Origin of the sequence: Burkholderia sp. AcTa6-5 (assembly GCF_017815075.1) — a bacterium.
GTDB classification, from domain to species: domain Bacteria; phylum Pseudomonadota; class Gammaproteobacteria; order Burkholderiales; family Burkholderiaceae; genus Burkholderia; species Burkholderia sola.
On record NZ_JAGIQE010000011.1, the window covers coordinates 118,133 to 130,608 of the forward strand.

Genomic DNA, 12,476 nt, shown 5'->3' on the forward strand with positions numbered 1-12,476 from the left:
AGCCATGGCTGAATTCTTTATCCGACGCCCGGTGTTTGCGTGGGTGATCGCGCTCTTCATCATCCTGACGGGGCTGATCGCGATCCCGCAATTGCCGGTCGCGCGCTATCCGTCGGTCGCGCCGCCGTCCGTCACGATCACCGCAACCTATCCCGGCGCCACGCCGCAGACGATGAACGACGGCGTGCTGAGCCTCATCGAGCGCGAACTGTCCGGCGTCAAGAACCTGCTGTACTTCGAATCGTCGGCCGACACGTCCGGCGGCGCGCAGATCACCGTCACGTTCAAGCCCGGCACTAATCCTGAGATGGCGCAGGTCGACGTGCAGAACAAGATCAAGTCGATCGAGCCGCGCCTGCCTGCCGCGGTGCGCCAGAACGGGCTGATCGTCGAATCCGCATCGTCCGGCTTCCTGATGCTGATCGGCCTGCGCTCCGACAGCGGCCGCTTCGACGAAGGCGCGCTCGCCGACTACATGGCGCGCAGCGTGTCCGAGGAGTTGCGGCGCATCGACGGCGTCGGGCGTGTGCTGCAATTCGGCTCCGAGCGCGCGATGCGCATCTGGGTCGATCCGCAGAAGCTGATCAATTTCGGCCTGTCGATGAACGACCTGACGACCGCGATCGGCCAGCAGAACGTGCAGATCGCGCCGGGCAGCCTCGGCGCGCTGCCCGCGCTGCCGGGCCAGCGCGTGACCGTGCCGCTGACCGCGCAAGGTCAGCTCACGACGCCGGAGGAATTCGCGAAGGTCGTGCTGCGCGCGAACGCGGACGGCTCGAAGGTCGTGCTCGGCGACGTCGCGCGCGTCGAACTTGGTTCGCAAAACTACATGTTCGTGAGCCGCGAGAACAACAAGCCGGCCACCCTCGCCGGCGTCCAGCTCGCACCGGGCGCCAACGCGGTGAAGACCGCAGACGCGATCCGCACGCGCATGGCTGAACTGAGCAAGTCGATGCCGTCTGGCATGAGCTATTCGATCCCGCTCGACACGTCGCCGTTCGTGAAGATCTCGATCGAGAAGGTGCTGGCCACGCTGTTCGAGGCGATGGTGCTCGTGTTCCTCGTGATGTACCTGTTCCTGCAGAACGTGCGCTATACGCTGATCCCGGCCATCGTCGCGCCGGTCGCGATGCTCGGCACCTTTGCGGTGATGCTGCTGACCGGCTTCTCGATCAACGTGCTGACGATGTTCGGCATGGTGCTCGCGATCGGCATCGTCGTCGACGATGCGATCGTCGTCGTCGAGAACGTCGAGCGCCTGATGGCCGAGGAAGGGCTGTCGCCAAAGGACGCGACGTCGAAGGCGATGAAGGAAATCACCGGCGCGATCATCGGCATCACGCTGGTGCTGACCGCGGTGTTCCTGCCGATGGCGATGGCGAGCGGCTCGGTCGGCGTGATCTACAAGCAGTTCACGCTGTCGATGGCCGTGTCGATCCTGTTCTCCGCGCTGCTGGCGCTGACGCTCACGCCGGCCCTGTGCGCGACGATGCTCCAGCCGCTCGCACCGGGCCATCACGAAAAGCGCGGCTTCTTCGGCTGGTTCAACCGCCGCTTCGATCGCCTGACGACCTGGTACGAGACGCGCGTCGGCCGCCTGGTCGGCCGCACCGGCCGCGTGATGCTCGTGTTCGTCGCAATCGCGGGCGCACTGGTGTTCGGTTTCCGCAGCCTGCCGTCGTCGTTCCTGCCGGACGAGGACCAGGGCTACTTCATCACCAGCTTTCTGCTGCCCGCGGACGCTACCGCCGAGCGCACGCATGACGTGGTCAACACGCTGGAGAAGCATCTTGCTTCGCGTCCGGCAATCCAGTCGAGCATTTCCGTGATCGGCTACGGCTTCTCGGGCCAGGGTCCGAACGCGGCGATCAACTGGTCCGTGATGAAGGACTGGAAGAACCGCGGCGGCGCATCGACGCTCGAGGAAGGCATGCTCGCGCAGCAGGCGATGGCCGGCGTGACCGAAGGCACGGTGATGAGCCTGCTGCCGCCGGCGATCGACGAGCTCGGCAACAGCTCGGGCTTCTCGATGCGCCTGGAAGACCGCGCGAACCAGGGCACGGCCGCGCTCAAGGCAGCGGAAGTCAAGCTGCTCGAACTCGCCGCGCAAAGCAAGGTCGTGACCGGCGTGTACCCGGACAGCCTGCCGGCCGGCACGAGCATCCGCCTCGAGATCGACCGCGCGAAGGCGCAGGCGCTCGGCGTGTCGTTCACGACGCTCAGCGACACGCTGTCGACCGCGATGGGCTCGACCTACGTGAACGACTTCCCGAACGCAGGCCGCATGCAGCAGGTGATCATCCAGGCCGACGCGCCGGCGCGCATGCAGATCGACAACGTGATGAAGCTGTACGTGCGCAACGCGGCCGGCGGCATGGTGCCGCTGTCCGAGGTGGTGCGCCCCGTGTGGGCCGACACGCCGCTGCAGATGGTGCGCTTCAAGGGCTATCCGTCCGCACGGATCTCGGGCACCGCCGCCCCCGGCCAGTCGAGCGGCGCGGCGATGGCCGAGATGGAACGGCTCGCCGCGCAACTGCCGCCGGGCTTCGCGGTCGAGTGGACCGGCCAGTCGCTGCAGGAACGCCAGTCGGCGTCGCAGGCGCCGATGCTGATGGTGCTGTCGATGATCGTCGTGTTCCTGGTGCTCGCCGCGCTGTACGAAAGCTGGTCGATTCCGCTGTCGGTGATGCTGGTGGTGCCGCTCGGCCTGATCGGCGCGATCGGCGCGGTGCTGCTGCGCGGCTTGCCGAACGACGTGTTCTTCAAGGTCGGGATGATCACCGTGATCGGTTTGTCCGCGAAAAACGCGATCCTGATCGTCGAGTTCGCGAAGCAGTTGCGCGAGGAAGGCAAGGGATTGATCGAGGCAGCCGTGCAGGCGTCGAAGCTGCGCCTGCGCCCGATCTTGATGACCTCGCTCGCGTTCGGCCTCGGCGTCGTGCCGCTGATGATCGCGACCGGCGCCAGCGCCGAGACGCAGCATGCGATCGGCACCGGCGTGTTCGGCGGCATGGTGACCGCGACGGTCCTGGCCATTTTCTTCGTCCCTGTTTTCTTTGTGTTCGTGATGAGCATCCAGGAGCGCATCGGCGCATGGCGTGCGTCCCGCAAGCAGCCGGCCGCCCCGACTCACGGACAGGAAGGTTGATGCCATGCGATTGCTTATTCTTCCCCTCGTCCTCGCGCTGTCGGCCTGCTCGCTCGCGCCGACGCTCGTCAAACCCTCGATGCCGGTGCCGACGGCCTACACCGCCGCCGCGGCCGCCGATCTCGACGCGAATGCCGCCGACCTCGGCTGGCGCACGATGTTCGGCGACCGCCGCCTGCAGCGCCTGATCGAGCTCGCGCTCGACAACAACCGCGACCTGCGCGTGGCGGCGCTGAACGTCGAGGCCGCCGAGGCGCAGTACGGCATCCAGCGCGCCGCGCGGCTGCCGTCGATCGGCGCCGGCGCGAACTTCACGCGCCAGCGTACGTCGGACGACACGCAGTCGAATCCGCCGCTGTTCGGCACGACGCAGAACCAGTACGGCGTGAACGTCGGCATCAGCGCGTTCGAGATCGACCTGTTCGGCCGCGTGAAGTCGCAGTCGGATGCCGCGTTCGCACGCTACCTCGCGACCGATCACGGCCGCCGCGCGGTGCAGATCTCGCTCGTCGGCGGCGTGGCCGACGCGTACTTCGCGGAACGCCTCGCGTACGAGCAACGCCAGTTGTCCGAGCGCACGCTCGCCGACTGGCAGCAGTCGCTCGATCTCGCGCGCCGCCTGAAGGAAGCGCATCAGGCGAGCGGCGTCGACATCGCGCAGGCCGAGGGCCAGGTCGCGAGCGCGACGGCCGATCTCGAAGCGCGCACGCGCGCCGTCGAGCAGGCGCGCAATGCGCTGCGCGTGCTGGTCGGCGCCGAACTGCCGAAGGATCTGCCCGAGCCGCTGCCGCTTCAGCAGCAACCGGTGATGACGCAATTGCCGGCCGGCCTGCCGTCCGAACTGCTGTTCCGTCGCCCGGATATCCAGCAGGCCGAACAAAACCTCGTCGCCGCGAATGCGGACATCGGCGCCGCGCGCGCCGCGTTCTTCCCGCGCCTGTCGCTGACGTCGTCGATCGGCTTCCTCAGCCCCGCGATGGGCAGCCTGTTCGACGGCGGGCAGCGCGTATGGAGCTTCGCGCCGCAGGTCACGGTGCCGATCTTCCAGGGCGGCCGGCTGCGTGCCGAGCTGCGCCTCGCGGAAGTGCGCAAGTCCGGCGCGGTCGCCGAATACGAACGCGCGATCCAGGCCGCGTTCCGCGAAGTGGCCGACGGCATCGCCGGACGCGAAACCTTCGGCCGCCAGATCGACGCGCAGACGCGCGTGGTCGGCTCGGCCGAGCGCCGCACCGACCTGTCGAACCTGCGCTATCGCGCCGGTGTCGAGGGGCGGCTGGAGTTGCTCGATTCGCAGCGGCAGCTCTATGCGGCACGGCAGGCACTGCTCGACCTGCGCCGCAGCGAGCTCGGCAATGCCGTTGCGCTGTACAAGGCCCTCGGCGGCGGCCTGACGGACCAGGACGTCGCACCGTCGAAGCACGTGGTGCAGAACTGAACGAACGGCGCCGCTCCGCCCGCGCAGCAGCGTGGCAGAACGGCGCGCCCCGCGCCCGGCAATGGGCCGCCCCGATTGTTCGACATCGCACGGCACACTCCATGACGAATTCCCTGATACTGATTGCAGAAGACGAGCCCGACATCTCGGACATCCTCGATGCGTACCTGAAACGCGACGGCTTTCGCACCTGCCGCGTCGCCGACGGCCAAGCGGTGCTCGACATGCAGCCGCACCTGAAGCCCGACCTGATCCTGCTCGACGTGAAGATGCCGCAGAAAAACGGCTGGGACGTGCTCGCCGAGCTGCGGCGGCGCGACAACACGCCCGTCGTCGTCGTCACCGCGTTCGATCGCGACCTCGACCGGCTGCAGGCGCTGCACGCCGGCGCGGACGACTACATCGTCAAGCCGTTCAACCCGGCCGAGGTCGTCGCGCGGTTGCGCGCGATCCTGCGCCGGTCCGCCGCGCCGCCGGCCCTGCGCATGCTGCGCGTCGGCGACCTGGAGATCGATACCGACAGCTATCTGGCCCGCGTGCGCACGGCTGACACCGAGGTGCCGATCACGCTGACGCTGACGGAGTTCCGGCTGCTCGCGCACATGGCGAGATCGCCGAGCCGCGTGTTCACGCGCGGCGAGTTGCTCGATGCGTGCATGGCCGACGTGAGCGCGCTGGAACGCACGGTCGACAGCCACATCTGCAGGCTGCGCAAGAAACTCGAACAGGCCGGCGCACCGGGCATGCCGGAAGTGATGCGCGGCGTCGGCTACCGGCTGCGGGGCGCGCAGTGATCGTGGCCGGCGATCGGTCGGCGCGCACGGCTTCCCGCGACGGCTGCCCGGCCGACCTCGCGCGCTTCATCGAGCACTTCAATGAGATGACTCATCCAATGCAATCGACGAATCCACCTGATGCGGCAGCCCCCGTCGCCGGCCGCAACCGCGTCACGCGCACCCAGCTCACTGAACTCCAAACCCGGCTCGACGCCATCAAGGTGCTCGCCACCGATGCGCACGCTGCCTCTCACGACGCGCTGCTTCAGCATGTCGACGCGCTGTTCCGGTGCGTCGAAGACCTTCAGGTAGCCGAACGACAGGCGCCGGCGATTCGAACATTTCCTCGATAACGAACGGCCGTTTCAACACGCATCGGAAAGGATCGGCGAGTCGCTTTCGGCATTACCTGCGTTACCGGTTTCGAACATTACAAAATGCCGCCGATCTTTCAAAATCATTGCGCCTTATTCGATTTAATTTTGTTTCATATAATCAGAAAAAGTTTGACATCGCGCTTTCGTTCTTGATACCGTCCGATGCAAGCAATCCGACGGATTGCCCGCCACGCAATCGATTCCGCTCCACATTTTTTCGCTTCCGCTGCACCGAAGTACGCGCCGCCGAATGATTCGTTCGTCCGCCGGCGCGTGCAGTATCCCGATGCATTTCACTGGACGGCTGCCATCCGGCAGCGGGCCGAAGGACCGAATCAAATGAGCAGGACAACGAAGCTGTTGCTCTAGCAATCCCGCCCGCGCCGACTCCGGCGCGACTGCCCCGCCCTGCGGCGCAGCCTTCCCGTTACCGCGTTTTCCGTATTTCGCCTCCGGAGAAAACCCGCTTTCCGGATCGGGCGAAAGGCCCTGTCGCGTCCGTGCCATCCGCCCGTATGCGACAGAAAACGGCAGTGCATGACCCGCACCGCTGTCGACCGTTGTTGTTCGTGCCGTTCGTTGTTCAACCGGAGGGGTAATTCAAATGAATCAGGTTGCAAACAAGAAACAAAAGCACATTCGCGCCGTCAATCTCGCACTCGCCGCCGCGGCCGCCGCCGCTTCGTTCGGCATGGCGACCGCCCATGCCGCGCCTGCGGCCGGCTGGACGGAAACGCGCACCAAAGGGTTCCTGCCGCTCGTGCAGCAGAACGAAGCCGGCACGGCCGGCGCGCCCGCCGCGAGCACGGCAGCCGCTGCCGCGTCGGCTATCGACATGGCGCCCGGCGAATCGGTGGACATCGTGCTCGGGCTGAACCTGCGCAACGAAGCCCAGCTCGACCAATACCTGCGCGACCTGCACACGCCCGGCTCGCCGCACTACCGGCAGTTCCTCACGCCTGCGCAATTCGCCGCGCAATACGCACCGACCGACCAGCAGGTCGCGTCCGTCGTCGCCCACCTGCGCAAGGCCGGCTTCGTGAATATCGTGGTCGCGCCGAACCGGCTGCTGATCTCCGCGTCCGGCACCGCGGGGACCGTCCAGTCCGCATTCCGCACGACCCTCAAGCGCTTCACGCGCAACGGCCGCAGCGTCTATGCGAACACCGACGCCGCGCAAGTGCCGAACGCGATCGGCAACGTCGTCGGCGCGGTGCTCGGCCTGCAGAACGTCGAGCTCGTGCATACGGGCGCGGGCGGCACGCCACAAGGCAACACCAGCAACCTGACGATCCCGGCCGGCGCGTCGGCGGTGCCGCACAACCCTACCGAGTTCTCGTCGATCTACGGCGGCGACGGCACGCCGACGGCTTCGCAGACCACGGTCGGCATCATCTCCGAAGGCGATCTGTCGCAAACGGTGAGCGACCTCAATACGTTCGCCGCGAACAACGGCCTCGGCACGATCAGCAGCAGCATCGTGAAGACGGGCCCGGCCGGCAGCTCGTACACCGACACCGACGGCACCGTCGAGTGGAACCTCGACAGCCAGTCGATCGTCGGCACGGCCGGCGGCAGCGTGAAGCAGGTCGTGTTCTACGTCGCGCCGTCGATGACGCTCACCGCGATCACCGCCGCGTACAACAAGGCCGTGACCGACAACGTCGCGAAGGTGATCAACGTATCGCTCGGCGTGTGCGAATCGTCCGCGTACAGTACCGGCTCGCAGGCGACCGACGACACCATCTTCAAGCAGGCGGTCGCGCAAGGGCAGACCTTCTCGGTGTCCGCCGGCGATCACGGCGCGTACGAATGCGCGAGCGGCAAGCCGTCGCGCTCGACCTACACGGTGAGCGAGCCGGCCACGTCGCCGTACGTGATCGCGGTCGGCGGCACGACGCTGTTCACGAATACGTCGACCAATGCGTACAACAGCGAAATCGTCTGGAACGATCCGAGCTGGCAGTCGGGCACCGTGTGGTCGACGGGCGGCGGGTACAGCAAGTACGAGGCCGCGCCGACGTGGCAATCGTCGACCCTCACCGGCTCGACCAAGCGTGCGCTGCCCGACGTCGGCTTCGACGCCGACCTGCGCACGGGTGCGATTCTCGTCGTGAACGGTCAGACGTCCGACACGCTGTGGGGCTCGGGGTACCTGAACAACGAAGGCGGCACGAGCCTCGCCGCGCCGATCTTCACGGGCATCTGGGCGCGGCTGCAGTCGGCCAACAACAATGCGCTCGGGTTCCCCGCGTCGAGCATCTACAAGTACTTCCCGACCAACGCGGCGCTGCTGCACGACGTCACGTCCGGCAACAACGGCAGCGGCACCTACGGCTACAAGGCGAAGGCCGGCTGGGATGCGACGACGGGCTTCGGCAGCGTGAACATCTCGAAGCTGAACGCGTTCATCCAGAGCACGTCGGATTTCGCGCGCTGATGAGTCGCTGACCGTTGCGGTTGCGCAAGCGCGACGTATCGTACGCAACCGCGTCTGACGACCCGCGAAGGCTGCGAAGCCATCGCGGGTTTTCTGCATGCGGCGTCATCTCGCCTCTCCGATGCGAGCCCCGCCGCGCCGCTCAATCGGCCCAGTCCCGGACATAATCCGGCACCGGCACGGTGCCGCCCGCATGCACCGGCGCGCCGCGTATCGTCTTCAGCGGCAGGATCCCGGCCCACACCGCCAGCCCGAGATCCTCTTCCTTGTCGGACGGCAGCGAATCGCTGATTTTCACGGCCGCTTCCGCCATCGAAATCCGCAGCACGCTGGTCGCATTGATTTCCTTCGAATTGCCCGGCCGCGCTTCATGCTTGCGGCCCGGCGCGATCTTGTCCATCAACGCATCCAGCGCGGCGAGTTTTTCCTCACTGCCTTCGACCACGTCGAACGGCCCGTAGATCACCGCCGATCGATAATTCATCGAATGGTTGAAGGCGGACCTGGCCAGCACGAGACCGTCCAGCAGCGTCATCGCGACGCAAGCCTGCGCGCCGACCGACAGCGCCTTGATCATTCGGCTGCCGTTGGACCCGTGGATATAGAGCGCATCGCCCGTCCTCCAGTGTGCGGTCGGGATGCAGTGCGTGTTCTGCCCGTCGCCGAACGCGATGTGACAGACGTACGCGTCGTCCACGATGCGGTAGAGCATCGTGCGATCGCGACTCGCCAGTTCAGGCAGACGGCGAATGGTCGTGCGCGGCGTGGAAGAGAGAGTGGTCTGGTTGCTCATATATATCTGTACTGCGAAATGAATTGTATCGGCATCGTGCCGTATCCGTGTCTCAGCGCGTGGTTGCCCCGCCCATCGACAGCCGCGCGCCGAATCGAGCAAAATACGCGCACACCGCGAGTTGCGCCGATCGCCAGCCATGTGTGCGAACCGGCCTGCGCCGCGCAAGCATGAACGATACGACGCGCGACGCGTCTTCGAAAGAACCAGCACAAGGAAAATTTCTGGAACCAGCCCATGGATCTCGCGCTGCTCATCTCATCGCTTGCCAGACAGGACGGCGCGACAACCCATAGCCAGCAGGAAGCGCTCTACCGGAGCCTGCGCGACATGCTGCTGGACGGGCAGCTTCCGCCCGGCACGCGGCTCGCGTCGACCCGCGTGCTCGCGGCCGAGCTGGGCATCGCGCGCAATTCCGCGGTCTATGCGTACGAGCGTCTTGCCGAGGAAGGCTTCGTGGCGGCCACGCGCAACGGCACGATCACGCGATGGGACGGATGCGGCCGCCCGGGCGCCGGACAGGAAGACGGCCCTGCGCCGGTTCACCTGTCGGCGCGCGTGCAAGGGTTGGAGAACGCCGATCCCGAGCCCGAACGCATGTTGCCGTTCGTTCCCGGCCTGCCTTCCCTCGACGAATTCCCGGTTGCCCAGTGGCGCCGTTGCATCGAGCGCGCATGGAAGACCATCACGCCCGCCCGGCTGGCGTACGGTCCGGTCGAAGGACTGCCCGAACTGCGGCGCGCGGTGGCCGCGTACATTCGCGTGTCGCGCGGCGTGCGCTGCGACATGGCGCAGGTATTCATCACCGACGGCACGCAGGGCAGCCTCGAACTGTGCGCGCGGATGCTGGCGAATCCCGGCGAATACGGCTGGCTCGAGAACCCTTGCTACAACGGCGCGAGGACTGCGTTCCGCTCGACCGGCCTGACTCCCGTGCCGATCGAGGTCGATCGCGAGGGCATGGCGCCAACCGACGCGCAGTGGCGCACCCACCCGCCCCGGCTGATCTATACGACACCGTCGCACCAGTACCCGCTCGGCACGCTGATGAGCCCCCGGCGTCGCGCGGCGCTCGTCGAGCATGCCCGTGCATGCGGCGCGTGGATCATCGAGGACGACTACGACAGCGAGTTCCGTCACGGCGGCCAGCCGCTGCCCGCGATCCAGGGCCTACAGGCGGACGCGCCGGTGTGCTATCTCGGCACGTTCAGCAAGACGATGTTTCCGGCGCTGCGGCTCGGTTTCATGGTGGTGCCGCCGGTGCTGGTCGAACGCTTCACCCGAACGCTGCGCGAACTCGTCCATCGCGGCCACCCGGCCGACCAGCTGGCGATGGCTGAATTCATCGATACCGGCCTATTTGCGCGGCATCTGCGGAAGATGCGGGCGCGCTATGCGGACCGGCGCAACAGCCTCGAAGCGGCGCTCGCCCGCCATCTCGGCACGTCGCTGAGCGTGCGGGAAAGCCCGGGCGGCATGCATCTTTCCGCGGATCTCGCGATGCCGCTGCACGATACCGACGTCGCGCGCACTGCCGCCGCCCATGGTTTGCTGCTGCAACCACTGAGCAGCTACTGCATCGGCGACGGCCGCCGCGGCAACGGCCGCCGCTACAACGGCTTCGTGCTCGGCTATTCAGGGCTGAGCGACGCGACGATCGAGACAGCCGCGATGCAGTTCGCAGCCGTCATCGACGAGCACCGCCGCGCGCGGCGCTGAGCATCGCTCACAGTTGCGATTCGATCGGAAACAGCCCGAGGAACCACACTTCCATCCGCCGCCCGGCGGATACCTCCGGCTCGTGGTCGATTTCGGCGACCTTCCCGTCCGCGTCCGTCTGAACCCACGTGAGCCGCCCTTTGCCAGCCGCGTCGGTTCTCGCTTCCACGCGCCATGCGATCTGGTCAAGCCGCGCTTCCAGATCGTTGGCCACCTGGGATGCGATCACCGGGCTCTCGCAGTAAAGGCCGATCTCCGTATTGAGGTTCAGCGAGCGTGGATCGAGATTCATCGACCCGATGAAAATGCTCGTGTGATCGAACACGTAGGTCTTCGCATGCAGCGACGCACGCGACGAGCCGATGATGACCTGCTTCGAAATGCTCTTGTCGCCCGATGGCCGGCGCTCGTAAAGCCGCACGCCCGCGTTCACCAGATCGCTTCGATAGCGGCGGTAGCCGGCATGCACGGCCGCCACGTCGGTCGACGCGAGCGAATTGGTCAGCACCGTCACGCGCACGCCGCGCGCCACGAGCGCGCGCAGCCGTTCTACGGCATCCTTGCCCGGCACGAAATACGGCGACACGATCAGCAGGTCGTGCTGCGGCTGCAACGCGAGCGCACGCAACTGCGGCATCAGGTGCCCGTCGCGGTCCTTCGGCGGGTGCGCGATCTTCGACGGATCGTCGTACAGCACCGTCGCGTGCCCCCACGACAATTCGGTGCCTTGCCCGTGAACGATCCGGTCGAGCCGCTGCCGGGCCTCGAGCACGTACGGATTGTCTTCCATCGCCCTCAGGTAGTCGCGCAACCGTTCGCGCTCGCGGTCGAGCCCGCCCGGCGCCGCATCGTGCCCGACCAGCGTATCGACCGGATACGCATACGGCGAATTCCAGAACGTATCGAATTCGGTCGAGATGTCCTTCACGACCGGGCCGTGAACGACGACGTCGAGATCGCCGAATTCCAGCATCGACGATGCGCCGAAATATTCATCGCCGATATTGCGACCGCCGACGATCGCCGCCTGGTTGTCCGCGATCATCGCCTTGTTGTGCATGCGCCGGTTGACGCGCGAGAACTCGAATACGGTGCCGATCTTCTTGAACCGGCGCGTGGCCACTGGATTGAACAGCCGGATCTCGATGTTCGGATGCGCGCTGATCTCGAGCAGCTTGCGGTCGTCCGCGTTGGTGCCGAGATCGTCGAGCAGCGCGCGCACGCGCACGCCGCGATCGGCCGCGCGCATGACCGCATCGGCCAGTTCGTGGCCGGTCAGGTCGTCGTGCCAGATGTAGTACTGAAGGTCCAGCGAGCGATCGGCGCGGTCGGCGAGCAGCACGCGCGCGTCCAGCGCGTCGACCGGATCGGTCAGCAAATGAAACGCGTCCTGCCCCGGATGCGCGGCAGCCTGCTGGCGAAATGCCGCGCCGAGGCGCGTATCGTCGGTATCGGTGAATGCATGCGTCGGCGCACGGTCGGCCTGCGGCGGCAGGCTCGCGCACGCGACAAGCATCAACAACGACAGAATCGCACCCCACGAACGCAGCATGATCATGTTGGCCGCCCCCACTGTCGGGCGAAGTCGGATTGTGTTTGTTCTGGCTGCCGGACGGAGCGCGGCGCGGGTCATCGGTGCGCGCGCGACGGAGCAGCGTGCGACCGGATCGCGCCACAGCATACTTCGATTGATATCGGGGCCGCACGCTTTCCGTGTTTCCGCGGTGGCGAAGATGCGACAGGCGGCGCCGGCGCGAACGCGTTCAATACGGTCGACACATGCGTCCC

General features: G+C 66.5%; 8 protein-coding genes. 6 read left to right on the top strand and 2 right to left on the bottom strand.

Annotation, left to right across the window (positions count from 1 at the left end):
* Nucleotides 1-4 precede the first annotated feature (4 nt).
* The 5 genes from J8I33_RS16835 (at nucleotide 5) to J8I33_RS16855 (ending at nucleotide 8,176) form a co-directional block, all read left to right on the top strand.
* Nucleotides 5-3,148, top strand: a complete 3,144-nt coding sequence (locus tag J8I33_RS16835) for a multidrug efflux RND transporter permease subunit (protein WP_209938233.1) — start codon at nucleotides 5-7, stop codon at nucleotides 3,146-3,148.
* Between the two features lie 4 nt (nucleotides 3,149-3,152).
* Nucleotides 3,153-4,583 (top strand): efflux transporter outer membrane subunit, encoded by a 1,431-nt coding sequence (locus tag J8I33_RS16840; protein WP_124593236.1) that lies wholly within the window; start codon nucleotides 3,153-3,155, stop codon nucleotides 4,581-4,583.
* A 101-nt stretch (nucleotides 4,584-4,684) separates the two neighbouring features.
* A complete protein-coding gene (locus J8I33_RS16845; RefSeq protein ID WP_124630545.1) occupies nucleotides 4,685-5,377 on the top strand; it encodes a response regulator in 693 nt (230 codons plus the stop codon).
* A complete protein-coding gene (locus J8I33_RS16850) occupies nucleotides 5,374-5,712 on the top strand; it encodes a hypothetical protein (protein ID WP_245172133.1) in 339 nt (112 codons plus the stop codon). Before J8I33_RS16845 ends, J8I33_RS16850 begins: the two co-directional genes overlap by 4 nt.
* Before the next feature lie 628 nt (nucleotides 5,713-6,340).
* Nucleotides 6,341-8,176, top strand: coding sequence for a S53 family peptidase (locus J8I33_RS16855; protein WP_209938235.1), 1,836 nt, complete (start codon nucleotides 6,341-6,343; stop codon nucleotides 8,174-8,176).
* A 142-nt stretch (nucleotides 8,177-8,318) separates the two neighbouring features.
* Here J8I33_RS16855 and J8I33_RS16860 read toward each other — a convergent pair whose 3' ends face one another.
* Nucleotides 8,319-8,969, bottom strand: coding sequence for a pyridoxamine 5'-phosphate oxidase family protein (locus tag J8I33_RS16860; RefSeq protein ID WP_089489141.1), 651 nt, complete (start codon nucleotides 8,967-8,969; stop codon nucleotides 8,319-8,321).
* A 237-nt stretch (nucleotides 8,970-9,206) separates the two neighbouring features.
* On the opposite strand from J8I33_RS16860, the gene J8I33_RS16865 reads away from it, so the two are divergent.
* Nucleotides 9,207-10,688, top strand: coding sequence for a PLP-dependent aminotransferase family protein (locus J8I33_RS16865; RefSeq protein WP_209938241.1), 1,482 nt, complete (start codon nucleotides 9,207-9,209; stop codon nucleotides 10,686-10,688).
* Nucleotides 10,689-10,695: 7 nt separating this feature from the next.
* Here the strand turns inward: J8I33_RS16865 and J8I33_RS16870 are convergent, their stop codons facing one another.
* Complete coding sequence (locus tag J8I33_RS16870) at nucleotides 10,696-12,246, bottom strand: phospholipase D family protein (RefSeq protein ID WP_209938316.1); 1,551 nt, start codon at nucleotides 12,244-12,246, stop codon at nucleotides 10,696-10,698.
* Nucleotides 12,247-12,476 lie beyond the last annotated feature (230 nt).